Genomic DNA, 23,875 nt, shown 5'->3' with positions numbered 1-23,875 from the left:
ATGAACTTCGGCATACGATGTTTTTGTTGTTTTTACGAAGCAAACTCTATCAAACAGCGGAACTTCGGCTTCGAAGCCGATTTGGGAATGTTGCGGGGCGTCGTTGAAATGTTAAACTGCCTTAATGCCGAAGCAAAACTCGGCATATGCTTACGAAGCAAGTTTTGCTTCGCAAAACTCTCAGGAGGGGAAAACCATGCTACAATCATTACCAAGAAAAGAAACGGCGGCGGAGCTGGTTCGCATCGAGCAGCTTGAAGTCGACTTCGACGGATTCAAGGCGATCCGCGGCCTCGACTTTTCGCTTGAACCCGGGGAACTGCGCTTTTTGATCGGGCCGAACGGCGCCGGAAAAACGACGCTGCTCGACGTTCTCTGCGGCAAAGTCAAGCCCTCCAAAGGGAGGGTAAGGTTCAAGCAAATCGATCTGACCAAGCATCAGGAGCATCAAATTGCCCAGCTCGGCATCGGAAGAAAATTCCAGGCGCCGTCCATCTTCGTCACATTGACCGTGCAGGAAAATTTGCTGCTGTCGATGCGCCAAAAGCGCGGATTGCTCAGCTCGCTGATTACCAAGACGACGCCCGAACAGCGGGAGCGAATGAAGTATTATATCCGCATGATCGGCCTCGCCGATAAAGCCAAGCAAGTAGCCGGTTCGCTCTCCCATGGGGAGAAGCAGTGGCTGGAGATCGGCATGCTGCTGATTCAGGAGCCGGAGCTGCTGCTGCTCGACGAGCCTGCCGCCGGCATGACCGACAGCGAAACGGAGAAAACGGGCGAGCTGCTGCACAAAATCAGCGACCGGCAGACGGTTATCGTCGTCGAGCACGATATGGAATTTGTCCGCAAATACGCCAAAACCGTAACGGTTATGCATGAGGGCTCCGTGCTGCGGGAGGGGACGATGCAGGATATTCAAAACGACGATAAAGTCGCCGAAGTTTACTTGGGAAGACGGGGTGAGCGCGATGCTGATGCTGAGTGACGTCGAGGCCGGTTACGGGGAGAGCATGATTTTGCGCGGCGTTCGTATGAAGGTAGAGCCCGGGCAGGTCGTCTGTCTGATGGGCCGCAACGGCGTAGGCAAGACGACGCTGATGAAAACGATCATGGGGCTTATCAAGATGAAGCGAGGCGCGATCTCGTACGGCGGAAAAGACCTGACGCATGCGAGCACCGACCGCAGAGCGAAATGCGGCATCGGTTACGTTCCTCAGGGCCGGGATATTTTCCCCCAGCTGACGGTTGAAGAGAACCTTCTGCTCGGGCTCGAAGCTTCCAGCTCTCGCATTTACAGCGTACCGGAGCGCGTGTACGACATGTTCCCGGTGCTTTACGACATGAAGCGGCGCAAAGGCGGCGACTTAAGCGGCGGCCAGCAGCAGCAGCTCTCCATCGCCCGCGCCCTGGTCGCCGGACCGCAGCTCCTACTGCTGGATGAGCCGATGGAAGGCATCCAGCCTTCGATCGTCATGGAGATCGAGCACGTGATCGAATCGATCAAAGCGAGCAAGCAAATGTCCGTCCTGCTCGTCGAGCAAAGCTTGACCTTCGCCACCAGCATCGCCGATTACTATTACGTGCTGGATAAAGGCTCCATCGTCGCCGAAGGCAGCTCCACCCAGCTGAGCGAAGAGCAGGTCAAGAAGCATTTGGCGGTGTAACGGTGTTCAAAAGTAAAGTAGGTCATTGCTTACTTATTTAACCCGCATTAGATTAATTTCTAATGCGGCTTTTTGATGTTTCTCAAACTTGCTTATCATCCATCCATTTCCAGTTTTGATACGGCTTCAGACTTATAATACGGCCTAATTTTTATGTGAGTTAGGTACAAGTACAGCCCTTATTATAGGAATGGAATATCTTATGACAGAAAGGAGTTGGAAAAAATATGGAATCCCGCTCTAAACGTCCTTCTCAAAAACCTACCTCAAAACTAAAGCGTATTTGTAAAACGAGTTGTAAAACAAGTTATTACTGCTGTCCTGTTTATATAAAAGGCAAACGAGGACGAAGAGGGGCTACCGGACCTACTGGACCTACTGGCGCGACCGGAGCCACGGGCTTGAAAGGACCCACCGGCGCTACGGGACCTACCGGTGCCATGGGCTTGCCGGGTGCCCTTGGAGCCACGGGCGTTACCGGGCCTACCGGCGCCATGGGCTTGCCGGGTGCCCTTGGAGCGACGGGCGTTACCGGGCCTACCGGCGCTACGGGACCTACCGGCGCCATGGGCTTGCCGGGCGCCCTTGGAGCCACGGGCGTTACCGGGCCCACCGGCGCTACGGGACCTACCGGCGTTATGGGCTTGCCGGGTGCCCTTGGAGCCACGGGCGTTACCGGGCCTACCGGCGCTACGGGACCTACCGGCGCTATGGGCTTGCCGGGTGCCCTTGGAGCCACGGGCGTTACCGGGCCTACCGGCGCTACGGGACCTACCGGGGACGTTGTTTTGGCTTACGGCTCTTTAAGGGGAGTTAGCGTAGAAACACCCGGGTCGACATTTACATCCGTACCCTTTAGTATAGTCGGACCTTTATCGCCTACTATCACAGTTAGCGCTACAGGCAATGAATTAGTGGTAGGAGAAAGCGGAATTTATCAAATAACGATATCGATTAACGCTGAAGCCACGACTGATCCAGACCCGGATGAACCCTATTTAGACGCTATTATTACTAACAATGGCGCGCCGATTTTCGGGGACACCACTACCTTTTTCAAGATTGCCAATAGAAGCAGTTCATCGTTTGTGGTTCAAGCTACGCTGGCGGCAGGAGACACAATAGGAGCAAGTATTAGTACGGATTTTCCTGTTTTAGGTTATATGAATCGATCTTTAACTATTGTTCAATTAAGTCATTAACTCAACGGGCTGGCGCAGCGGCTCTCGCTTTATTTTCTCCGAAAAATGTTAGCCAGGAGCAGCGCGCCCCCTTTAGTTACCGCATGAAATCGTAGCGGCAGCCTTCGATCCGACGGGCGCTGCCCTTACACCCACTCCCCGTCGCCGGGTATTGCGACTTGCCGGAGCCATCCCGCGGCGGCAAGCGCTGCTTGTAGATCCGCTCGGGTCACGAGGCAATGATTAATCGCATCCATATGAACTGCGACGACTCGGGTATAAGGCGCATACCGGCATAAGTCCGCTACGTCGTCGGCATCCATCGTAATCGGGTCCCCTTGGACAAAGCGCGCGCCCCCCGCATTGACCACGGTCATCTCGGGACGATATGCGTCCAGCGCTTGCTTGACTTCATCGCACCAGATCGTGTCCCCTGCAATATACAGCGTCGGTTCTCCCTCCGCCTGCAGCACGAAACCGGATACCGGACCCATTCGCTGTCCGATCTCTCCGGTCCCGTGCCGCCCGGACGTGCGGGTAACCTTCACGCCCTGGAACGAGAATGTTTCCGCGATAGCGGTTATCGAAGCGAATCCGGCGGCGGCGAAGGCGGGCTCATCTCCCGGCTGGCACCAAATCGGCGTCGATTCGGGCAGCGCGGCCGCGGCCGCTTCGTCCCAATGATCCCGGTGCAAGTGCGTAACCAGCACCGCATCCGGGCGGAGCTTCTCCGCCTCGGCAAAAGGCAGCGGCACGAGCGGATTACGGCGATCGTTAGCCGAATTGGCGATTGGGGGATTAGCCCCTTGATGGCTGAACATCGGGTCGATCAGCAAAGCTAGTCCCGCATAGCGCAGCCATAGCGTTGCATGGCGAATCAACTGAAGCTTCATAATATACACCTCTTATCTTCTGGCTTATCGTTCTGTTCCCATTGTATAATAAGCCGAAGAGAGCCGCATACCGTCCCGTGAAACGAAAAGCGGACTTTCATTTTCACATTGAAAGGAATTTCATCATGCCGAACCAATCTTCCATCGATGAAGTCGATCTGCGTATATTAAACTGCTTGCTCCAAGACGCCACTCTGTCCCATAAGGCGATCGGCGGGCTCGTTCATCTGACCGGACAGGCCGTCGGTTCGCGCATACGGAAGCTGCAGGAGCTCGGTGTGATCGAAGGCTATACGGTGCGCTGGAACCCGGATAAAATCGGACAGTCGGTGCACGCGTTCGTTACCGTTTTTATGAAATCGAATACCGCTCACTCGTCGTTCCAAACGTTCGTCAGGCAAGCGGAGTGCATCGCCGAGACGCATCGCGTCAGCGGGGAAGGCTGCTACTGGCTGCGGGTGCGCGTCGCCTCGGCCGCCGAGCTGAATACATTTCTGGACGAGCTGCTGAAATACGGCAATTATAAGCTCAGTTTATCGATCGGGCAAATCAAGTAGCTCGATCCGCTTGACGGATTGATCTTCGGCGGATACGTACAAGATCGTATGCTGATCCGTAAATACGGAGGACGGATGATCGGCGAACGCCATCTTAACATGTCCGGCGGCGTCCAGCAGCTTGATACCGTAATCCGCTCCGTCGGCGAGCTTGCATACCATAACGCCGTCCGCGAATTGGACGCTCTCCACGGCGTCCTGCATAACAAGCGAATCTTCGCCTTCCGGGTTCACTTGATACAGCCGGAACGCTCCTCCCGCTCCGCCATCCTCCGCCGCCGTATAATAGACTTGCCCGGACCATTCGCCGTACCAACGGGCAACCGGATGATCCGACAGCTGCGTCTCGCCGCTTCCGTTCAATTCTGAACGGTACAGCAGATGATCCTGCTCTTTGACGTAATACAGCTTGCCGCCCATTACCTTGAAGCCGGTGACGGCAGACGATACAATGGGTTCCGTTTGATTCGCATCCGGATTGATTCTGTAAATGCGGTTCAGCTTGCCTTGTTCAATCGGGTACGGCGAGCCCATGACATATACGTCATCACCGACCACCGTCGTCGAATCGTCCCCCCCGTAGCCGTCGCTTCCTTCGTCCATTGTCACATGCCACCCGTAGATCAGGCCGGGATCGCCGACATGGCTTCCGTCCCGCTCCTCCCCTCCCTCGCGGACGAGGGATAAATTATTGCCTCCCGGAGGCACCGATTGATCGATCATCAAGGTTCCCCGGGATGTACGTTTAAAATCGAGATAACCCCGATGCTCCACGGACGCCTTGCCGTCTTCGCTCACTTTGCAGTATACGTCGGACCCCATAATCGCTCCGCCGACATGATAGGAAAACCACAACTCATTATCCTGAGTCCAAAACGAAACGCGTTTATTGAAGCCGTACGAACTGTCGCCGTCATAGGAGTACACCAGCTGTTTGTTGGCCGAATCCCGTTCGGGCGTACGGTACACCCGGTTCGTTGTTCCCTCCGTCTCCACAAAGTAATAATGCCCTTGAAACAACGCCACCCCGTTGTCGCCCGCAGAAGGAGGGAGCTTCACCGCCTCCGTCTGAAGATTGCCGGAACGGATGGCGAGCCCTTCCGCATCGCTCCATTCATAGTCCCAGCCGAATTCGTCATGGGCGAATTTCCAGGTCAGCGGAAAGTAAATGATATCGTTATAACTGAGCAGCGGATAAGGCTCCGCCGCATTATTGACGGCTCGGCCGTTGATCGTTACCGCGAAATTAGGCACCTTTGCTTGGGATCTGCCAGGGTTCTTCTTCTCCGTTGGGTAAGGCGCATAGGATGAAGACACGTCTCCTTTGCTTATTGCAAGGCCGCTATTCTGCGACCAGGACGTCTCAAGCCCAAGCAGCCTCGAATCGTACCAGGTCATAGGGACGTATGTGATGTCTTTATAAACGAGCAGCGGATATTGGCGATACTGGTTTTCCACCAAATTTCCGTTCAGCTTCACGACAAAATCCGGCAAGGCTACGCTCACGCGCGGCTCAGCGGCATTACTGTGCGCCGGAGACAATGCCAGACCAAGTCCTATGGTCAAGGCCGTCGTGAAGGAAAGCGTTCTTTTCCCCATGGAAAGTCCTCCTCATGTACAGGTTTCTTGCGGCATGCTCATACAGGTTAGACGAAACCCCTCGGGGAATTGTTACAGCGGATGGAAAAAGAAATGGCCCCGGCTCCCGTCCAGCGCCGCAAAGCTGCGGTGTTAGACGGGTGTTCTCGGGGCCATGATCGTCTTTATGGCTTGATGACGGATAAAGGTTCGATGAGTTCGAGTAATACTTGCACATCCTGCGAATCAAATACGCCGTTCTGGTTCAGATCGGGCTCGGCTTGCATCATGGAAACGACCTGGCCGATATCCAGGCGGGATGATGCCGCGCGAATGATAAAGACAACATACGATTTGCTTGTATATCCGTCCTGCGCCGTAACCGTAACGGTAAACGGGTTCAGTCCCGTTTGCAGCGGAACGGGATTCATCCCGGCCAGCGGCTGCCCGTTGACGGTGACGGCCGCGTTCGGATCGCTCGTTACGGCCGTCAGCGCAACCTTGTCCGCTTCCTGCCTTGCCAGCGCCAGATAACGGGTTTGATCCGGGCGAAACGCAGGAGACAAGGCGGCCCCTTGGACGCTTAGCTCCGATAAACCGGCTTGGCTGCTGGGATCGATAATAACCGGAACGCCGTTCGAAGCACTTTCCGCAAAAATCGTATCGCCCAAGTAAACCGCAGCTACTTGATGCGATCCGACCGCCAGCAGCGGAACCGTTACGGTTGCCGTTCCGTCCGGCTGCAGCGAAGCGGATGCCAGCTTGTCTCCGTCGGCTTGGAACATCACCGTCCCCGTCGGGATATACGCGCTCTGCGACGCTACCCGGGCCGTATATGTGATATCTCCCCCGTAGGTCGCCTGATAGACACTGGCGCCGACGGTCGTTGCCGTCGGAATTTTATTGATTACCACAGAATAAGCTCCCGACTTGCTGCCGTCGTAACTGGCATCGCCGGAGTATGCGGCCGTTATCGGATGAATTCCCGGAAGCAGGCCGCTCACGGTCCAAGAAGCGGTGCCGTCCGCCTGCATCGGGACGGAAGCGAACACGGCCGACCCGTCCGCAAATTCAATCCGGCCGGTCGGAACGCTCCCGCCGCCTCCGCCGGCAACCGCCGCGGACAACGTAACCGCGGTTCCGTATACGGCTTGCGTCACATTCGCATTCGCCTTCGTTAACGTGCCGGCTTTGTCCACGACCTGGATCAGATCCGCGGAGCTTCCCGTATGATTCGCATCACCCGAATAGAAGGCCTGGATCGAATGATCTCCTACCGGCAGCGCCGCCATGGAGAAGGAAGCCTCTCCGTACGTCTGTACCGTTACGGTACCCAAGTCCTGAGCACCGTCGCTAAATGTTACCGTCCCGCCGGGCTCCGATCCGCCGATGACCGCGGCGGTCCATGTCACGGTATCGCCGTAACGGGAGGCGGGAGCGTTCGTACTCACTGCGAGCGAGGTCGGGCGCTGAGCCACCATCTGGTTGACCGCAACGGATACGCTCCCGGCATTGCGGTCGTCGCCCGAGTACACCGCCGTTATCGAGTGCATCCCGGCTCCGAGTCCGGAGAGGGAAAATACGGCTGTGCCGTCCGCTTGCAGCTCGCCTGTTCCGAGCGGCCGGTCCCCGTCCAGCAGCGTCACCGTGCCGGTCGCCGCCAATCCGCCCGTGACCGCGGCCGTTAAGCCGACTTTCTCGCCGTACACGGACAGCGGCTCGGCGCTGCTTAACGAAATGGACGTCGGCACCGGGTTAACGGTTACCTCCATTGCCGCAATGCCTCCGGTATGATTGGCATCGCCCGAATACTCCGCTCGAATGGTATGGCTCCCCACCGGCAAAGAAGCAAGAGACAGACTCGCCCGCGCGTTCCAGCCTTCCAATTGGGACCAAGCCAGCGTCGCCGAATAGTCTCCCTGCCCGCGGAATGTCACCGTCTGAGCGGCTTGGTCGACGGTGATCCGGTACAAATAGCGGGCGCCGCTCGCTTTCTGCTGCTTGACGATCGAGCCGCTCGAATCGAAGGCGACGATGTCGAAATTATCGGAGTTGTCGCTAAGACTGAACGCCCAATATGTATGATCGCCCCATTTCAATACAGGGCAGCTCGCCGGCGTCAAGCTGTTCGGATCGGCGATACATGTAACCTTATCGCCCGCCGGAATCGAGGGAGGGTCTCCCGCAGCCGTTTCCACAACCGGCAACGATGCTTGCAGGGCCGCCGTACCGAGCAAGGTTCCATTCTCGGTAAACGTCACCGTACCGGCAGGCGTGCTTCCTCCGGGAGTCGCATCCGTGACGGTAGAGCTCAGCACGAACTCGCTTCCGTAGACCGGCATCGCCGGACTGCTTGTCATACTGATTCTGACACCGTTCTCCCCGAAGGCGGTTCCGGAGCATACCGCCGCCGTAAGAAGAATCCCTGTCATCAGGATAGCCAATCTGCGTCTTACCCGTGTCCATTCTCTATTAGCGCCATTCATCGCTTACTAGCCTCCAGCTTTAGCGGTTTCCCGATTTCTTCACACCCTTTCATCTTATCACATATTTACCGGCTGGTAAGGAGGCAAGCTTAAAATTTTGGGGAAAATTGCTTTTGGCATTCCATTTGCCGCAGGACATTCCCTGGGGAGAGAATTGGACGGTCTGCCGCGGAGTATACTTTCAGAAATGCGTATATTGCGGCACTTAGGAGGGGTTCCATGGTAAGTCTCAAAGATTTGGAAAATAAAACGAAAAGCGCTTTTAAATCCGTTGCCGATACTACCGAAGCGTTCATTAATAATTCCATAAACGACATTAACGCCATCCTCGGCGGCATCGGATCATGCGCGGAGGCCGCCGGCCGGTTAGGCGTCAGAATAACGCAAAGAGCGTTGGAATACGAGACGTTTACTGCGAGGGTGCTATTCGACTCGGGGATATTGCCGACGGATCTTGTGGACCGGGCGTTTCGCGTAACGGGGCAAAGACTGGTGAGAGATCCGAAACCCAAAATGTATTATTTTCAAAACGCAAGCAGGTATTACACCGGCCTGGATGACAACCCGGTCTGCACCGAGATTCAATTCAACAACTTTCGGCTGACCCCCGGTCGCTGGCCGATCGTCTTTATTCACGGAGCTTTCGTCCCCCAAACCGTACAGGCGGCCGTCGATTATTTCAGTTCCTTTGAAGCGGGGGCCCGGCTGTTTCAGTCTACTTCATCCGATACGCGGTTCGACTACAATCAATTTGCCGACATCTATTTGGTAAGCTACGATAGTCAGATCTTTTCGCAAGACGTCGTCAACATTCGCAATGCTATAGCTACCGTGCTGGGCACTGTCGTTACCGGAAATTCGCCCGACCTTATCGCCGCAGTAGCCTGGAAGGAGCTGGAGCGCAGAGCCTCTGTAACAGCCAATCGCGTGCTGATCCCTTTTCTCGGCAAAATGAAAGAGCTGAACGAAGCTCCGTTCGTTAACGCGCTGGTCAGCCACTCACTGGGATGCTATGTCGCGGCAACGGGAGCCAACCGGTTTATGGCGGCCAATCCGGGACAAAGACCGGTTTTCCAAAAGTGGCTTTGTATGGCCGCCGCGCTTCCTGCGAATGCGTTCAGCGGAACAGGCATAACGCCAAATGCTCCTTTAGTAACGAACCCTCCGCGAGGCAACGGGTTAATTATAGGCATCAGCGTATGGTACTCCATTCAAGATTCCGTGCTGCCGTTTTACGATTTGACTACCAAACAGCTGGCGCTTGGGCAAACGGGGGCGCTCAATTCCGTCCACCCGGTAACGAATTTTAATGCAACGCCTTACGTCGGCGCTACCCATTACGGTCCCTTGCCCGGAAGCAACCGGTCTTACTTCGAACTGCTGGGACCGGTGCTGAGGAGGCAAGTATTCATTACCGAGGATGCCGCAACGCCGCAATTCGCAGCTCCGGCCCGCTCTTCCAAGAAAAGAAAGGCCGCCAAGCCGCCGGCAAACCTTAAACGGAGGAAAAAGAAACCGAGGGCAGACATCGAATGGTTCGAAGAGTAGCCTGAGCCTCTACAGTCTGGTTTGCCAGACGGTTTCCCGGCGGTAGCGGAAATAGACGATCCACGCCAAGCTGAGCACCGAGCCGATCAGCGCCATTGTCATATCCTTCTGCGTATCCAAAATATCGCCCTGGATGCCCAAATACTCCGCGGCGAGCTGAGGGTTAGCGATCAGCGCCACCAGCATCTCGACGATTTCGAACAAGGCGCTGCAGGCGAGCAGCACGGCAAACGCCGTGAAGTACGACCAGACGCTGCGCCTAACGATCTCCCGTTCGATCGTCTCGAAGAACGGATACGTCATCAGCAGACCGAAGGAGAAATGGACGATTCTATCGGAAATGCCACGCTCGGTGTGGAACGTATTTTGGAACCAAAAATCCAGCGGCGCTTCCTTATACGCATAATGCGCCCCGATCAAATGCAGCATGAGAAACAAGACGATCAACAAATAGGAAAGGTTGCTTAAGGCAAAGCGCCGGTACAGAAAGCCCAGCGCAGCGATAAATGCTGCAGGAAGCGCGCTCTCCAGCCAAAAATCTTTGGGATCGACCGGGCGAATCGCCACCGCGATCCAGAATAGCGCCATAACCGCGAGCATGATATGCAGCGGCCTGTTTTGCAAAAACGGGATATCGTGCTTCCGCAGCCACAGCGTCCGTTTGCGTGAAAATAGTTCCGAAGATTCCGGCATAAGCTTCCCTCCAAAATATACCTGATGGTTTATCTTCCCCACGGGATGTTTCCTTTTATACCCGGATGCCCCTTTTCACTCGGCCGACCCGGCCGGGAAAGCTTCGTTATAGTCAAACTGACTTGGGACGCAGCTCGGACGGCTTTGCTACAATGGAGCAGCGCGGCAACCATAGCCTAATGGCGTTAGGAGGAGCAGAAGTGAAAACATTCAAACCGGAAATGAGCGCGGAATCGGCTTTGCATTATTTGCAGCAGATCGCAGGCGAGGATATAACCGGCGTAACGCCGATCGAGATGGGAGAACTCAGCAGAGTGTTCAGCTTCCGCGACGAACGGGGCGAGCATGTCATCCATTTCAAAAACAGCCGGGAAAGCTTCGATAGAGCCGGGTTTATAGCGGAGCATTATTCAGGCTGCGGAGTTCCGATTCCGCGGCTTGAAGCGGTAGGAGAGCTCGGGGACATGTACTACGCCATCTCCGAGAAAGTGCCGGGAAAGCCGGTCAGCCTGCTCTCGCCACAAGAGATTCGGGAAATCGCTCCCCGTCTTATCGACACCTTCACTGCCTTGTGCGGCATCCCGATCGATTCAGCGGCGGGCTGCGGGTGGATCGCCCCTTCGGGCAAAGCTCCGTTCGACGATTGGACCGCTTTCCTGGAATCGGCCTTTGCGGAGCGGCAACAAGGATTTTTTGAAAATTGGCGGGCTTTATTCGATGGAGGCATACTGGAGAAGGATGTTTTCGACGCGTACTACGGGAGGATGGTGGAGCTGTCTCGCTTTGCTCCTGCCGAGCGCTATTTGGTTCACGGCGATTTTCATTTCGGCAATATGCTGTCCGACGGGCGGACCATAACGGGGATCGTCGATTGGGAGATCGCGATGTACGGCGATTTTATGCTGGACGCGGCGGTACTGCACATGTGGGCTCCGCAGCTGCAATTTCCTTATCGTGTGCGCGAGCGCTGGGCGGCCGAGGGGCGCGCCATCCCTTATTTTGAGGAACGGCTGCTGTGCTATCTGCTCTTCAAGGGGCTGGACGGATTGCGGTTTTACGCGAAGAAAGAAGACCGGGCCGCCTATGATTTTATGAAAAATAAGCTGTCCTCTTTTGCGGCCCTGTCTTAAAATACGGTACTCCTCATTCCCTTTACACGGATACGATCTTCCCGTACCCTTCGAACGGATAGTCGATCGTAATCCGGCCCGTTTGGCCGGTCCCGAAAAATCGCTCTCCGGCTTGCCTGAACGCAAGCCGGAGAGCGATGATTCGTGTATGAGCGAAGCGGCTCAGCGTCCGAGCTTGGCGGCGCGGAATGCCTCCAGCTCCCGGCGCACCGCTTGCGGCGTGTCGAGGGCGAGAATGCGCTGCGCAAGCGCGCGGCACTCCCCGCGATCCAGCGCGGCAAGCAGCGCCTTCATCGGGCTGAGGCCGCCCGCCTCCATGCTCCATTCGTCAAGCCCGAGCCCGAGCAAGAGCGGAGCGGCGAGCGGGTCGCCCGCCATGCTGCCGCACATGCCGGTCCATTTGCCGGCGGCGTGGGAAGCCTCGATGACATTGCGGATCAGGTGCAGAACGGCCGGGTGAAAATAATCGTACAAGTGAGCCACATGCTCGTTCATCCGGTCCGCCGCGACCGTATATTGCACAAGATCGTTCGTTCCGATGCTGAAGAAATCGACTTCCCGCGCGAACTGCCCCGCCATGACGGCCGCGGACGGAATTTCCACCATGATGCCGGCCTCCATGCTCTCGTCGAACGATACGCCTTCATTTCTCAGCTCCGCCTGCGCTTCGGTCAGAACCGCCTTGGCCTGCCTCCATTCCTGGAGGCCGGAGATCATCGGGAACATCACCTTTACCGTTCCGAAGGCGCTGGCTCTGACGACCGCCCGCAGCTGCGTGCGAAGCAGCTCCTGGCGCGCAAGTCCGATCCGAATGGCCCGGAAGCCGAGGAACGGATTCGCTTCCTTCGGCAGCTGCAAATACGGAAGCTCCTTATCCCCGCCGATGTCCATCGTGCGGATGATCAGCGGGCGGCCCTCCAGGTTGCGGGCCGCCTCCGCATACGCACGGAACTGTTCCTCTTCGCCCGGCATCGACCGGGCGTTCATGAACAGAAACTCCGTGCGGAACAGCCCTGCGCCGTCGGCGCCCTGCCGGACGGCGGCCTCGGCTTCCGCGGCGCTGCCGATGTTCGCCGCGAGCTCCACGCGCGCTCCGTCGGCGGTCACCGCCGGGCGCGCCGCGTACGCCTCGAGCGACCGTCTGCGCTCGAGGTCCTGGTTCATGCGGAGCCGATACCGCTCCGCTTCGGCCTCTTGCGGCCGGGCGATGCAAAGCCCGGCGGAGCCGTCGACGACGAGCGTGTCGCCGTCGCGGATCGCGTCGATGCCGTCGCCTGCGCCGACGATCGCGGCAATGCCGAGCGACCGCGCGAGGATCGCGGTATGCGAGGTGGCTCCCCCGGTGCGGGTGATCAAGCCGACCACCGAAGCCGGGTCGAGCTGCACCGTATCCGACGGAGCCAAATCGTCGGCAACGAGAATTACTTCTCCGGCAATAGCTGCAAGCCCGCGCGGCTGTTCGGACGACAGACAGGCCAGCAGACGGCTGCCGATGTCGCGGATGTCCGCGGCGCGTTCTTTCATATAATCATTGTTCATTCCTTCGAACAGCGAAGCGACATGGCTTACAACGGCGGAAACGGCTCGCGGCGCCGGCTCCAATTGCTCTCTAACCCGAGCTTCCATCTTCGGATAGAAGGCCGGATCGTCAAGCAGCTTCCTCTGCCCCGCCAAAATGCCGGCTTGCTCCTCGCCGACCGCCTCCTTCGCTTTCGCCGTCAGCTCATCCAATTGCCCCGCGCAGCGCGCTCTGGCTTCCCTCAGCTTGGCAAGCTCAGCCTCGACCGCAGACGGTTGATCGGCGATAAGCTCCACTGCGGAAGCTTCGGCGCCGGCGGCCGACTCGGGCTTATAGACGTAGGCTTTCGCGATCCGAATGCCTTCCGACACCCCGATTCCTTGAATATGCAGCCCGTTCATCAGGCTTCACCGAACTTGCTTTCGACCAGCTGCGCCAAAGCCTCGACGACTTCCCGCTCGCCCTCGCCGCTTGCTTCGATCGTGACAACGGTCCCTTTTTCAATGCCCAGCGTCATCAGCTCCAGCATGCTTTTGCAATCCGCGGAGCCTCCATCTCCGGTTTTCAAACGAACCTCTGCGTTAAACTGTCCTGCCGTCTCTGCGAACAGCTGCGCCGGACGGACATGAAAGCCCTGCTCATTTTGTATCGTTACGGTTTGTGAGAACATGTCTTTCCTCCTTCCCGAACCGCCGGGCGGCTTCGCGGCCTGCGAAATGTGCGGTTGCACGGGCGCTCTTCTTCCCCGCCTTATCGCTAGATCCGCTTCGGCTCATCCAGGCCCGGCGGTCGGCTTGATTTATCATTATCGTTTTCATGCGTTGGATTTAAAAGGGTGGCGAGTTATTCGCGGCCTGCGGTCGATAGAAGTTTCCACTCGCTATTCCAACTCCTTACCCGCTCTCCGGCCGCTTGTTCACGCGCTTATTAGGACAACAGGGCAATCCGCTCCTTATACTTTGCAATCAACGCCCGGTTATGCTCATCCGAGCCGTCGATATTTCCGCTTAAAAATACGGGAGGCCGGAACCCTTGCTCAATCATTATTTCAATGGATTCCGCCAGCAGCGCATTCAATATGGCCGCTCCGATCACCGTCGAGCTCGGCGCGAACGGCACCGGCAGACCGGGATGAGTTAACACCGCATCCCCTTTAACCGAGTAATTGTCGATCACCAGATCGACGGCGTCCGCCAGATGCCGGCCGCTTTCGTGACGCGACGGCTGGCTTTTGGAATATTCCAGCGAAGTGATGCCTACCGTATAGGCTCCTTTTTCCTTGGCCATCATCGCCACGTCCACAGGCACCGGATTGCGGCCCGATGTGGACAGGACGAAGACGACTTCATCCCGCCGGATATCCTGTTCCTTCATAAACCCGGCGGCAAGGCCGTTCTGCCTCTCCAGCTCCGACGAGCGCACCGCTCCTTCATGGAGCATCAGCTTTTCGACGAAAATCGGACGAATCGGCACGAGCCCCCCGGCCCGGTAAAACACTTCCTCGGTCAAAATATGCGAATGTCCGCAGCCGAACAAATGAATAATGCCTCCGCCCCGGATGCAGTCCGCCACTTTACCGGCCGCTTCGCGTATCGTTCCGGCCTGTTCGTCACGAACCTTGTTAAGCAGCTCTCCTATAATATCAAAGTATTTGGTCATCATCGTTCTCACCTCATAGCTCCTGTTGTCATACTTTCTTCAGCAGTCCGTCATTCTGTTCCAGCCGGAGATTCGGCGTGCTCCCGTTTCGCCTGAAGCACCATCTCAGCCATAACATCCAGGCTTCGCTCGATAATCCTCCGCCCTTTTTCCTTCGTCGCCAGCGTTGCATCCCCGAGCACCGCAGAGGAAGTCATTTCCTCCCATGGCGTAGGCGTGCAATCGGCATCGTCCGGGATATGCGGAGCTCCGTCGATCGCCCGGCTCATATCCACGTATTCCTCTGCGAGATAAAGCATATAAGACGTTTCAATCTCATCCGCATGCATATAGCTGGCGTGGGCGGCGGGAGTTTCCCGTACCTCGGCGGTAATTTCCTTCGTTCCCGGATAAAAGAAATAAAACACTTTCAACCCGGGCACCCTGTCATATAACACCCGCGCGGCCTCCTTCAGCGCCACCGCATTGCCGAGATGGCCGTTGACCATGACAAAGACGCGGAACCCCTGTTTGTACAAGCTTTCGCCGATATCGGCCAGCAGCCGGATAAGAGCTTCGTTGGAGACGTTGATGCTCCCCGGGAAATTGCGCAGGCTCCACACTTGGCCGTAAGGAAGAACCGGCAGAACGAAGCTGTCCGTCCGCTCCGCCAGCTTGTCCGCGAGTCTGGCCGCCAGCAGGTTGTCCGTACCGAGCGGCAGATGGGGGCCATGCGCCTCGACCGCTCCGACCGGAAGTATAACCGAGCGCTTGCTGCGGATTTTCTCCTGCACTTCATAGGAATTTTCGAGTTCGAAGTTCATCGCGCGCTCCTCCTTATTTTTTGAATGAGAAGCAGTTTGCCGGGTTGCTTATAAAAAATTTATTAATCAGCTTCTGCCCGTCAAAGCCCGCACGATTCGCTTCATCTATAAAACGCGGCACCCATTTGGCTATAATGTACTCCAAGCCGAGGCCGTGATCGTAATGCTTGTAATACGTTTTCCGGGCGGTGTCTCCGCTGATCAGTATTTGATCCTCGTGGCCTTTGCGGACAAGCTCCAAGATCAGCGCAATCCGCGTGCTCTCCGGCGCATATTTGATTTTGCCGATGCCGTCGAAGCTCATATAAGCGCCGGTCGCCGCAATCTGCGCATGATAATACGGATCGGGATTGCGGTCCATATGCCCGAGGCTCAAGTAAGTCAAATCGACGCCTTCGCTCTTCAGCAGCTCGATTTGCTCCAGCGCCATCGTCCCGACTTCCGTATGGGAATGGATCGGGGCTTTCGTCTCGTGATGGGCGCGGGCGACGGCGCGCAGCGTCTTCTCCTCCAGCGGCGTGATGCGGTTGTACCCTGTGCCGAATTTCACCTGACCGGCTTTGAACGGCGAGCCCTCGAGCCCTTCTTCCACTTCGCGGATGACGAAGTCCGCCAGCTCATTGATGCTCTTCGCTTCGATCCACTGCGTATACGTCGCATAGTCGCCGGTGAGCGGCTTCAGCTCCTCCTTGATTTGCGCGTCCCACAGGAAACTCTTGTTGAAACCGGCCGTGCCGACGATGCGGATGCCGGTCTCAAGAGCAATTTCCTGCACCGCCTGAACGTCGCGCCCGTAATCGACCGCCGTCGCATCGACGATCGCGCGGCCGCCGTGCCGTTTGAAATCGAGAACGTCCAGCTTGGATTTCTCCTTATCGTCGAGCAGCAGATCGTCTTCTCCCCGCTCCTGCCAGAAGGCCGGACGGCATACGATATGCTCATGAGAATAGGTGAAGCCGAGTTCTTCCTTGCGGATATCTCCATGTAAAGTACGTATAAAGCTCATAAGGTTTCTCCTCCACTCTCTATTTAAGTATGAACGCCGGCAGCGACAGGAAGATCGAATGGATACCGGTGAACAAGCAGACTCTGGTAAGCCAAAACAGTCTGTAGAAGCGGCAGCGTTCGCCTTTATCCCCGGAGTTCAACCGTCTTGCGAATTAACGATTCAAGAAACCCGGGGACAAAAGCGATTGTTTCCCGTTAAAAGAACAGCTTCGCCAGGAAATGCAGCACCGGCCCGATGATGAACATATCGGAATCCGCCGCCCACATGGCCGTATCCGGCACCGTCGAAGCGATAAAGAAGCGGACCATCAAAAATTGTCCCCATGCGACAATGGTCGATGTAATAAAGCCGCCGATCACGGCACCGCGCACGCCGCCCGTCGAGTTGCCGAACACGCCGGCCGTAGCCCCGTGGAAGAACAAGACGATCATCGTCGGCACGAAGATGTAGGAAACCGTGTTGCCCAGTACAAGCAGCCAGATGATGGCACCGCCGAAAGCTCCCAGGAAGCCGAGAACGACCGCATTCGGAGCGTAAGGATACACTACCGGCGCATCGAGAGCCGGCTTGGCTCCGGGCACGAGCTTGGTTGCAATCCCGTTGAAGGCCGGCACCAGCTCGCCGACGAACATCCGGACGCCCATCAGCACGATGGCGATACCGCCTGCGAATGTAAACGATTGGATAATGGAATAAATAATAAAGTTCTGGTCGCCCGATTGCTTGATCAATTCCTCGGCGGCCGGCGTTCCTTTGGTCGATAAGATGACAGCCCCGATCAGGAACAAAATCCCCATGCTGAGCGCAGTAATTACGTTGGAATCGCGAAGAAACTCGAAGCCCTTCGGCACTTTAATTTTCTCGGAATCATTGTTTTTATTGCCCAGCAGCTTGCCGAATAACGCCGCCAGCAAAGCAACCGAAGCCGACGTATGACCGAGGGCGATATTGTCGTTGCCGGTAATTTTGCGCAGAAACGGCTGAACGAGCGCGGGCTGGAACGTCCAGTACAAGCCGAGCACGACGGCAAGCATCAACACAAGCTTCCAGATCGCGACGCCGCTGGCGGCATGCACGATAACCCCGGCAAAAATCGTCGATGTCCAAAACATCATATGTCCTGTCAAATAAATGAATTTAAACCGGGTGAAGCGGGCCAGCGCCACGTTAATCAAAAAGCCGACGAGCATGGCCAGAGTGACGGCGCTGCCGAACTTGCCGTTAAACGCATCCTGCCCCATAAAAGTGCCGAGCGAGCCGCTCTCCAGACCGAAGACTTCCTTCCACATCGGCTCGAACACGTTCAAGGCTTTGACGATAACATCGGAACCCGCGCCGATGACGAGGAACCCGATGATCGCCTTAAAGGTGCCGCTGACGAGCTGGCTCGTGGACTTCTTCTGAAGCAGAAGACCTACCAGAACGATAAAGCCGAGCAGAATGGCCGGTGTTCCGAAAATATTGGTGGCGATCCAAAAAAGCACGTCCATAAAGCCCTCTCCCTTCTAAAAGTGAATTACATTACTTCTTCCAATTTTTGTTTAATTTCATTGTTGTCGAAATAGTTGTTGACGATCACGATTTTGGCCGCATGTCCTTGCAGACTTTGTGCCAGCTCGTTGCTGGTGATGATGTAGTCGGCGGCCGTTCCGGATGCCGTAGAAACATCCGTATGCTCCACATCCGCGCTGACTCCCATGCCGCTCAGCACATTTTCCACATTCATTCGCAAAATCAGGCTTGTTCCTTGTCCCAGACCGCATACGCATAAAATTTTCATTGTTCGTTCCCCCTAATTAGTTGTTGGATGGTTTCCACATCGGATGCTTGCTTGAATTGTTCCACGTTGTCCGGATTGCTTAGCAAGGTGGTCAGCTTGCGCAGCATGGCGATATGCTCCGAGCTGTTGGAGCCGCCGAGCGCGAATACAAGCTGTACCGGATCGTTGGCCGAATGGCCGAATGCGACAGGCTTCTTTAACCGCAGAAGCGAGACGGACGCTTCCTTCACCCCGTCCTCCGCACGGGCGTGCGGCAGGGCGATGCGAGGCGCGAGAACGAAGTAAGGGCCTTTGTCGCGGTAAGATTGCACCATCGCTTCGGCATAGCGCGCTTCCGCAGCCCCCGCTTCCGCCAGCAGCGCTCCCGCCAGGCGTATCGCCTCCTCCGCCGTCTCGGCTTCAACATCCAAGGCAATCAATGACGGTTCTAAAAATTTCATTTCTCATCTCTCCCCAATCCGGTCGCTTCATCGGGTGTATGGACCGGCGTGTAATAGCTGCAATATTTGTTTCTTCGTGCTGGCCTCCTTGAGCCGAGTCAGGCTCTCCTGCTCTCTCAGCAGAAGCGTCAGCTCCGACAGCGCCTTCAGATGGGATTCGCCGTCGATCGCCGCCAATACGAGAATAATCTGCACCTGATGGCGGGCTTCCTCCGAGAAAGCGACCGGCTTCGCGAGCCGCAGCAGACTGATCCCGAGCTTCTTCACCCCGTCCTGCGGCTTTGCGTGAGCGATCGCGATGCCGGGCGCGACGACGATGTAAGGGCCGAGCGCCTCGACCTTGGCGATCATCGCTTCGATATAAGCCTCGTCGATGCGCCCGTCGCTCAGCAACGGCTCGGCGGCTTCGCGAATGGCGCTCCGCCAATCGGCCGCTTCCTTCTTCACGCGGATCATCGGCTCCGTAAGCAGATCGGTCAGAGACGGCTTGCGCGCCTCGCTGAGCCACGTCTTCCCCGCAGACAAGTAACGGTTCAGCTCCTCGGCAAGCCCCTGCTCGTTATGGACCTCGGCATGCTTGCGGACAATATCCAGCAGCGCCTGAACCGTGCTCGCCTGCGTTCTCGACTTGAGGCCGGCGACCGTGTTGATCCGGTTCAGCAGATGCTCCTTGTCCTTGTCGCTCAAAATCGGATTGACCACGAACACGGGCGCTTTGCTGCCTGGCAGCGGCACCGTCGAGAAAATAAAATCGACGCTCTCCTCATTGAACGACTCGTATTCGCGCAGCGACAGCACCGCCGTAATATCGACGGCCGAGAACAGATGGTCCAGCTGGATTTTAAGCATCCGCGAAGCGGAGATGCCGTTGACGCAGACGATCGCCGCCCGCTTTCTTGCCGCCGGCTGCGTGTTCTCCCTGCGCAGCCAGCCGCCGAAGTGCATCGCCAAATAGCCGATTTCGTTGTCGTTGAGCTTTCGTCCGACCATCCGTTCAAACGGCGCCGCCGAACGGCGGGTGATCTCGAACACTTCCCCGTATTTGGAGCGGATATTGTCCAGCAGCGGATTTTCCAGCTCAAGACCGTACAAGATCCGATAGTACGCCGGCTTCAGATGGACGAGCAGATTGTCCTCCATTGTCTCCCGGTTCGGCAGAAATACGCAGGCATGGCGCTGAAAATCGTCGACCATCTGCTTGGCCGCTTCCCGCAGACGCTGAATGACTTCTGCGGAGCCGGTCATTTGCTCCACCCGGTTGACCCGGGCGCCGAGCAGATGCATCGTCAGGTAGCAGACTTCTTCGCCGGGAAAGGAGACGCCGAACATCCGGCCGAGTTCTTCCGCGATGCGGGCGGCGGCCGCGAATTCCGGCATCTTGCGGAGCACGCCGCGCTCGTCTTCGTCGATCGAAATGAACCGCGCCTCCTGAATCCGCCGCGTATACAGCAGGAAGCGGGTGGTCAAATTAAAAATCATCTCGTCGGTCAAATCTGCGCCCATCGCCATTGCGCTATCCGCAATAAGTCGGTACACCTGCTTCAGCTGCTCTTCCTTCATAGGAGGAAACAGCGCCTCGGTCAGATCGGGCTCGCCCGGCTCATGCTTGCGGTGAAACGCTCTCTCCCAGCCCGGTCCCCCGGCAATATGCCCGAAGTAACCGTTTAGCGCCTTCCGCTTGTCGCTCTCGTCTCCCTGAACGCGATAGCCCTGCTTGCGGTCGTAGGTTAGCCGGAGCTTCCAATCTTCCAGCTCCGGACGGACGATATTCAAATCCTTGAGCACGGTTCCTCTGCTTACCTGCAGAAGGTCCGTCAGATGGTGCACGAATAGCGGCTCCTCCGCCGACAGCAGCTGAAGCGCCAGCCAGGCAAGCCTCTCTCTCGGGGATAAATAGTATGGCTGGGCACCGCCCCCTTCAGCCAGCTGCGGAATGCCGCTGCGGCTCTCGTCCGGCAAATAATAGCCGGCGGTCCTGACATATTCGACCGGCGGAAGATGAATCGCTTTCAACCATCCGTTAATTTTGTCCATATCATAATAAACGGTTCGTCTGGAGATGCCGAGCTTTTGCATCAGCTCTTCCAGCGATACATAATCCGCTGCGTCCAGAAGCAGCGTCAGCATCCGGGTACTGCGTTCGTCCAGAATACGGCATCAACTCCTTTACCGTTTAGTGTGACGCTTTTTTCAGTTCGATTATACCTACAGACGGGAAAGGAAAGACAGTTCAATTTGTGGAGGTCCGTTTGTGCAAAAGTGAACGCAAAATAACCCCGCAGCGCGGGGCTTAAGTTTCGAAGCAGTGGTAAACATTTGCCGTTTCGGGCATACTTAACATGAACATCTTCGGGAAGCCCGGCGATTCTAGAAGCCTGGCGAACAAGTTCCGTCAGACAAACTTCTAGCCGAGCTTGAAATGCTCGGACACCATATCCCATTCGTGAATGTCGTACGTTCTCGCCTTCTTGATCACATACGGATCGTTCTCGGCCCAAGCCTTCACCTCGCCCAAGCTTTCGGCCTTGTAAATCACCATGCCGCCCCAGCCGTCGGCGAACCGTCCGTTGGCGATAATGCGCCCCAGGCTGCGCTGGCGGTCCAGGTGGGCGAGATGCTCCTCCCGAAACTGCGCGCTCTTCTCCGCATCCAGCATCGGCAGCAAACAAACGAATATGCTCATCGGGTTACGCCTCCTTGCTGTTTTTGCCGCAAATACATCGCCGACATATCCTGTGCGGCCAGACCGGTATCCGCCGCTTCGGACAGCAGCTGCAGCACATGCCGTCCGAGCGGAATGTCCATGCTCCGTCCCGACGCCATCTGCTGCGCCAGGCCGACGTCCTTGTGCAGCAGCTTAAGCGCGAAGCCGGGGGCGTACTCGCTGCGCGAGATGAACTGGGAATAATGGCGCTCCAGAATCCGGCTTTGCGCGAAGCTGTTGGTCAGTATCGGCACCAGCACATCGGCTTGCACACCCATCTCTTCGCCCAGCGCCAGCGCTTCGCTCGCCGCCTGCGTATGGATGCCGACCATCAGCTGGTTCAGCAGCTTGACGATCGTGCCGCTGCCCGTGCCGCCGACATGATAAATGTTGGAGCCCAGCTTCTCCAGCACCGGAAGCGCCTCCTTGAAATCTTCCTGCCGTCCGCCGACCATAATGCTCAGCGTTCCCGCCGCAGCTCCTGTCGTGCCGCCGCTGACCGGCGCATCGAGAAAGCGGACGCCTCGGGCCTCCGCCGCCTCGGCGATCGTCCGGTTCACATCGGGCGACACCGTGCTGAAATCGATCAGCAGCGCGCCTTCGCGGGCACCCGCGATCAAGCCGTCGCGTCCCGTGTAGACGTCCAAGACGTCCTGCGGCATCGGCAGGCAGGTCATCACAATATCCGCTTGCATGGCGGCCGAGGACAGCGAGCCGGCGACTTTCCCACCTCTCTCGCGGAATCGTTCCTCCGCTCCTTTGCTCCGGTTCAATCCGTACACTTCGTAGCCTGCCTGAACCAGGTTCGCCGCCATCGGCAGCCCCATATTGCCCAGGCCGATAAAAGCCAGCTTCATGCTCCACTCCTCCTTGTTGTGCGGCGAGAGCTCCCGGCCGGAAGCCCCGCCCGCCGGGTCCTTATTTGAACAACTGAATTTCCCCGTCCGCCATGCCGTCCTTAACCGCCTTCAGCCTGGAGAACGTCGCCTCGTCGTAATGGCCGAGAGAGATGCCGTCAATGCCGTAGTTGCTGAGCAGATTGACGCTCGTGCGCAGCACCTGCTCGTTCGATTCGCCTTTATCCGTCGGCCGCACGTCGACGGCCGCAATCAAATCCTTCTCGTAGCCGATACCCCTCCTGATTTTCATCAGCTTCTCCCGCTTCGCTCTCAACTGGGCAATGTCGCCGAGCCGTTCGGCATAATCGGATTCCCGCACCGAATCGATATAATCCTTGATCGCCGAGAAGCTTAATCCGGCCATCTCCGGATATTTCAAATACGTGTTATAGCGGAACTCCACCTTCGGATTCGCTTCCTTCACGCGGGCGTAAATGCCCTGGAACAGCGAGGTGATGCTCTTCTGCCTGAATTCAAGCCACTGATATAAGGACGGATTCTCCAGCAGAAAGCCCGCCGCCGTCAAATTGCCGGCATCCAGCAGCTTCTTCTCCATCAAATCCCCCAGCTCGGCCTGCTTCGCCATGTCGTACAAGCGGGACAGATCGGCCGTTATTTTCTCCCAATCGTACCCCATCTGCTGCGCCTTCGCTTTGCAGCTGTCGCAGAAGCATCCTCCTTCCAGCGAGCCGATCAGCAGGTCCAGCTCATGATCGGTGCTCGCGCCGTCGTTCGGTACCTTCGTCCTCGCGCCTTCATGGAACAAGATGAGGCAGCTTTGAATAAAATCGATATCGTGATTTTTGGCCGTGTCGTAAAACAGCGCCAAAATATACTCCCGCACATGATCGTTGTTCGGACACAGCAGCTTTCCGATGTTGCCCACGATCTCGCCTTTTACGTTGCGCTGCATCGTATAAGGAAACTCGGACATCGCGACCTTCGCGTCAAAAATCGTATGGGATATTTCGCACCCCGCCTTCAGGCCGTTTTTTCTGGCGCTCTCGATGAGCGTATCCAGCCAATCGGTTCCCTTCAGCCATTCCACGGAGCTGTAGATCGGCTTCAGCGGCGTATTGCGGAAGTTGTTCTCGTCCATCCGGTAATAAACCCGGCTGTCTTCCGGCAAGTAAAACTTGCGCTTCGGATTGTGCGGATAGTACAGCCCCCGCAGAGGACGCTTTTCTTTATGCATAATGCCTACCAAATACACGCTGTTGACATCGGCGTGCTCCATCAGATTGCCGACGCAAGCATCGGCGCCTTCATCGTGCAAATCCCAAGGGTACAAGCTGGCGGCAATTTCTTTAATATACATGGGTTTCCCTC

The 23,875-nt window shown here is 56.8% G+C and carries 22 protein-coding genes; 6 read left to right on the top strand and 16 right to left on the bottom strand.

Annotated features, from left to right (window positions below; genetic code table 11):
* The first annotated feature begins 196 nt into the window (after positions 1–196).
* The 3 genes from urtD to SK3146_RS27320 all read left to right on the top strand — a co-directional run bounded on the left by urtD (position 197) and on the right by SK3146_RS27320 (position 2,869).
* A complete protein-coding gene (gene urtD, locus SK3146_RS27335; RefSeq protein ID WP_249861737.1) occupies positions 197–988 on the top strand; it encodes an urea ABC transporter ATP-binding protein UrtD in 792 nt (263 codons plus the stop codon).
* Positions 972–1,667: an urea ABC transporter ATP-binding subunit UrtE gene (gene urtE, locus SK3146_RS27330; RefSeq protein ID WP_249861736.1), complete on the top strand. Its 696-nt coding sequence runs from the start codon at positions 972–974 to the stop codon at positions 1,665–1,667. The genes urtD and urtE overlap by 17 nt, the downstream gene beginning before the upstream one ends.
* Positions 1,668–2,455: 788 nt before the next feature.
* Positions 2,456–2,869 carry a hypothetical protein gene (locus SK3146_RS27320; protein ID WP_249866541.1) on the top strand — a complete coding sequence of 138 codons (414 nt, stop codon included), beginning with the start codon at positions 2,456–2,458 and terminating at the stop codon, positions 2,867–2,869.
* A 125-nt stretch (positions 2,870–2,994) separates the two neighbouring features.
* On the opposite strand, the gene SK3146_RS27315 is transcribed toward SK3146_RS27320, so the two are convergent.
* Positions 2,995–3,741, bottom strand: a complete 747-nt coding sequence (locus SK3146_RS27315) for an MBL fold metallo-hydrolase (RefSeq protein WP_249861735.1) — start codon at positions 3,739–3,741, stop codon at positions 2,995–2,997.
* Positions 3,742–3,866: 125 nt separating this feature from the next.
* Between SK3146_RS27315 and SK3146_RS27310 the strand changes: the two genes are divergently transcribed.
* Complete coding sequence (locus SK3146_RS27310; protein WP_249861734.1) at positions 3,867–4,298, top strand: Lrp/AsnC family transcriptional regulator; 432 nt, start codon at positions 3,867–3,869, stop codon at positions 4,296–4,298.
* On the opposite strand, the gene SK3146_RS27305 is transcribed toward SK3146_RS27310, so the two are convergent.
* Together SK3146_RS27305 and SK3146_RS27300 are read right to left on the bottom strand one after the other, a co-directional pair.
* Positions 4,275–5,897, bottom strand: coding sequence for a DUF5050 domain-containing protein (locus SK3146_RS27305; protein ID WP_249861733.1), 1,623 nt, complete (start codon positions 5,895–5,897; stop codon positions 4,275–4,277). The genes SK3146_RS27310 and SK3146_RS27305 overlap by 24 nt on opposite strands.
* 164 nt (positions 5,898–6,061) lie before the next feature.
* Positions 6,062–8,362, bottom strand: a complete 2,301-nt coding sequence (locus SK3146_RS27300) for an Ig-like domain repeat protein (protein WP_249861732.1) — start codon at positions 8,360–8,362, stop codon at positions 6,062–6,064.
* A gap of 219 nt (positions 8,363–8,581) precedes the next feature.
* On the opposite strand from SK3146_RS27300, the gene SK3146_RS27295 reads away from it, so the two are divergent.
* Positions 8,582–9,910 (top strand): hypothetical protein, encoded by a 1,329-nt coding sequence (locus tag SK3146_RS27295; protein WP_249861731.1) that lies wholly within the window; start codon positions 8,582–8,584, stop codon positions 9,908–9,910.
* 9 nt (positions 9,911–9,919) lie between these two features.
* Here the strand turns inward: SK3146_RS27295 and SK3146_RS27290 are convergent, their stop codons facing one another.
* Positions 9,920–10,603, bottom strand: coding sequence for a DUF2238 domain-containing protein (locus SK3146_RS27290; RefSeq protein WP_249861730.1), 684 nt, complete (start codon positions 10,601–10,603; stop codon positions 9,920–9,922).
* A 200-nt stretch (positions 10,604–10,803) separates the two neighbouring features.
* Between SK3146_RS27290 and SK3146_RS27285 the strand changes: the two genes are divergently transcribed.
* The gene (locus tag SK3146_RS27285) at positions 10,804–11,733 is read left to right on the top strand and encodes a phosphotransferase family protein (protein ID WP_249861729.1); all 930 of its coding nucleotides are present in this window, start codon (positions 10,804–10,806) and stop codon (positions 11,731–11,733) included.
* Positions 11,734–11,895: 162 nt separating this feature from the next.
* On the opposite strand, the gene ptsP is transcribed toward SK3146_RS27285, so the two are convergent.
* The 12 genes from ptsP to SK3146_RS27225 form a co-directional block, all read right to left on the bottom strand.
* The gene (gene ptsP, locus SK3146_RS27280) at positions 11,896–13,653 is read right to left on the bottom strand and encodes a phosphoenolpyruvate--protein phosphotransferase (protein ID WP_249861728.1); all 1,758 of its coding nucleotides are present in this window, start codon (positions 13,651–13,653) and stop codon (positions 11,896–11,898) included.
* The gene (locus tag SK3146_RS27275) at positions 13,653–13,922 is read right to left on the bottom strand and encodes an HPr family phosphocarrier protein (RefSeq protein WP_249861727.1); all 270 of its coding nucleotides are present in this window, start codon (positions 13,920–13,922) and stop codon (positions 13,653–13,655) included. The genes ptsP and SK3146_RS27275 overlap by 1 nt, the downstream gene beginning before the upstream one ends.
* Positions 13,923–14,179: 257 nt before the next feature.
* A complete protein-coding gene (locus SK3146_RS27270) occupies positions 14,180–14,914 on the bottom strand; it encodes an SIS domain-containing protein (RefSeq protein WP_249866457.1) in 735 nt (244 codons plus the stop codon).
* Positions 14,915–14,961: 47 nt separating this feature from the next.
* Positions 14,962–15,714, bottom strand: coding sequence for a creatininase family protein (locus SK3146_RS27265; RefSeq protein WP_249861726.1), 753 nt, complete (start codon positions 15,712–15,714; stop codon positions 14,962–14,964).
* 13 nt (positions 15,715–15,727) lie between these two features.
* Positions 15,728–16,720 carry a phosphotriesterase family protein gene (locus SK3146_RS27260; protein ID WP_249861725.1) on the bottom strand — a complete coding sequence of 331 codons (993 nt, stop codon included), beginning with the start codon at positions 16,718–16,720 and terminating at the stop codon, positions 15,728–15,730.
* Between the two features lie 197 nt (positions 16,721–16,917).
* Positions 16,918–18,213, bottom strand: coding sequence for a PTS ascorbate transporter subunit IIC (locus tag SK3146_RS27255; protein ID WP_249861724.1), 1,296 nt, complete (start codon positions 18,211–18,213; stop codon positions 16,918–16,920).
* Between the two features lie 26 nt (positions 18,214–18,239).
* The gene (locus tag SK3146_RS27250; protein WP_249861723.1) at positions 18,240–18,503 is read right to left on the bottom strand and encodes a PTS sugar transporter subunit IIB; all 264 of its coding nucleotides are present in this window, start codon (positions 18,501–18,503) and stop codon (positions 18,240–18,242) included.
* Positions 18,500–18,943 (bottom strand): PTS sugar transporter subunit IIA, encoded by a 444-nt coding sequence (locus tag SK3146_RS27245; RefSeq protein WP_249861722.1) that lies wholly within the window; start codon positions 18,941–18,943, stop codon positions 18,500–18,502. Before SK3146_RS27245 ends, SK3146_RS27250 begins: the two co-directional genes overlap by 4 nt.
* A gap of 27 nt (positions 18,944–18,970) precedes the next feature.
* Complete coding sequence (locus tag SK3146_RS27240; RefSeq protein WP_249861721.1) at positions 18,971–21,070, bottom strand: BglG family transcription antiterminator; 2,100 nt, start codon at positions 21,068–21,070, stop codon at positions 18,971–18,973.
* Between the two features lie 277 nt (positions 21,071–21,347).
* Positions 21,348–21,626, bottom strand: a complete 279-nt coding sequence (locus SK3146_RS27235) for a YciI family protein (protein WP_249861720.1) — start codon at positions 21,624–21,626, stop codon at positions 21,348–21,350.
* Positions 21,623–22,504: an NAD(P)-dependent oxidoreductase gene (locus SK3146_RS27230; protein WP_249861719.1), complete on the bottom strand. Its 882-nt coding sequence runs from the start codon at positions 22,502–22,504 to the stop codon at positions 21,623–21,625. Before SK3146_RS27230 ends, SK3146_RS27235 begins: the two co-directional genes overlap by 4 nt.
* Before the next feature lie 61 nt (positions 22,505–22,565).
* Positions 22,566–23,864, bottom strand: a complete 1,299-nt coding sequence (locus SK3146_RS27225) for a hypothetical protein (RefSeq protein ID WP_249861718.1) — start codon at positions 23,862–23,864, stop codon at positions 22,566–22,568.
* Positions 23,865–23,875: the final 11 nt, after the last annotated feature.

The organism is Paenibacillus konkukensis (assembly GCF_023523925.1).
GTDB classification, from domain to species: Bacteria; Bacillota; Bacilli; order Paenibacillales; family NBRC-103111; genus Paenibacillus_S; species Paenibacillus_S doosanensis.
This window is presented reverse-complemented; position numbering and strand designations above follow the sequence as displayed.

Bases quoted from the DNA above. Each gene is read 5' to 3' on its own strand.
- urtD (WP_249861737.1), top strand. From the start codon at position 197: ATGCTACAATCATTACCAAGAAAAGAAACGGCGGCGGAGCTGGTTCGC.
- urtE (WP_249861736.1), top strand. From the start codon at position 972: ATGCTGATGCTGAGTGACGTCGAGGCCGGTTACGGGGAGAGCATGATT.
- SK3146_RS27315 (WP_249861735.1), bottom strand. From the start codon at position 3,741: ATGAAGCTTCAGTTGATTCGCCATGCAACGCTATGGCTGCGCTATGCG.
- SK3146_RS27310 (WP_249861734.1), top strand. From the start codon at position 3,867: ATGCCGAACCAATCTTCCATCGATGAAGTCGATCTGCGTATATTAAAC.
- SK3146_RS27305 (WP_249861733.1), bottom strand. From the start codon at position 5,897: ATGGGGAAAAGAACGCTTTCCTTCACGACGGCCTTGACCATAGGACTT.
- SK3146_RS27300 (WP_249861732.1), bottom strand. From the start codon at position 8,362: ATGAATGGCGCTAATAGAGAATGGACACGGGTAAGACGCAGATTGGCT.
- SK3146_RS27295 (WP_249861731.1), top strand. From the start codon at position 8,582: ATGGTAAGTCTCAAAGATTTGGAAAATAAAACGAAAAGCGCTTTTAAA.
- SK3146_RS27290 (WP_249861730.1), bottom strand. From the start codon at position 10,603: ATGCCGGAATCTTCGGAACTATTTTCACGCAAACGGACGCTGTGGCTG.
- ptsP (WP_249861728.1), bottom strand. From the start codon at position 13,653: ATGAACGGGCTGCATATTCAAGGAATCGGGGTGTCGGAAGGCATTCGG.
- SK3146_RS27275 (WP_249861727.1), bottom strand. From the start codon at position 13,922: ATGTTCTCACAAACCGTAACGATACAAAATGAGCAGGGCTTTCATGTC.
- SK3146_RS27270 (WP_249866457.1), bottom strand. From the start codon at position 14,914: ATGATGACCAAATACTTTGATATTATAGGAGAGCTGCTTAACAAGGTT.
- SK3146_RS27265 (WP_249861726.1), bottom strand. From the start codon at position 15,714: ATGAACTTCGAACTCGAAAATTCCTATGAAGTGCAGGAGAAAATCCGC.
- SK3146_RS27260 (WP_249861725.1), bottom strand. From the start codon at position 16,720: ATGAGCTTTATACGTACTTTACATGGAGATATCCGCAAGGAAGAACTC.
- SK3146_RS27255 (WP_249861724.1), bottom strand. From the start codon at position 18,213: ATGGACGTGCTTTTTTGGATCGCCACCAATATTTTCGGAACACCGGCC.
- SK3146_RS27250 (WP_249861723.1), bottom strand. From the start codon at position 18,503: ATGAAAATTTTATGCGTATGCGGTCTGGGACAAGGAACAAGCCTGATT.
- SK3146_RS27245 (WP_249861722.1), bottom strand. From the start codon at position 18,943: ATGAAATTTTTAGAACCGTCATTGATTGCCTTGGATGTTGAAGCCGAG.
- SK3146_RS27240 (WP_249861721.1), bottom strand. From the start codon at position 21,070: ATGCTGACGCTGCTTCTGGACGCAGCGGATTATGTATCGCTGGAAGAG.
- SK3146_RS27235 (WP_249861720.1), bottom strand. From the start codon at position 21,626: ATGAGCATATTCGTTTGTTTGCTGCCGATGCTGGATGCGGAGAAGAGC.
- SK3146_RS27230 (WP_249861719.1), bottom strand. From the start codon at position 22,504: ATGAAGCTGGCTTTTATCGGCCTGGGCAATATGGGGCTGCCGATGGCG.
- SK3146_RS27225 (WP_249861718.1), bottom strand. From the start codon at position 23,864: ATGTATATTAAAGAAATTGCCGCCAGCTTGTACCCTTGGGATTTGCAC.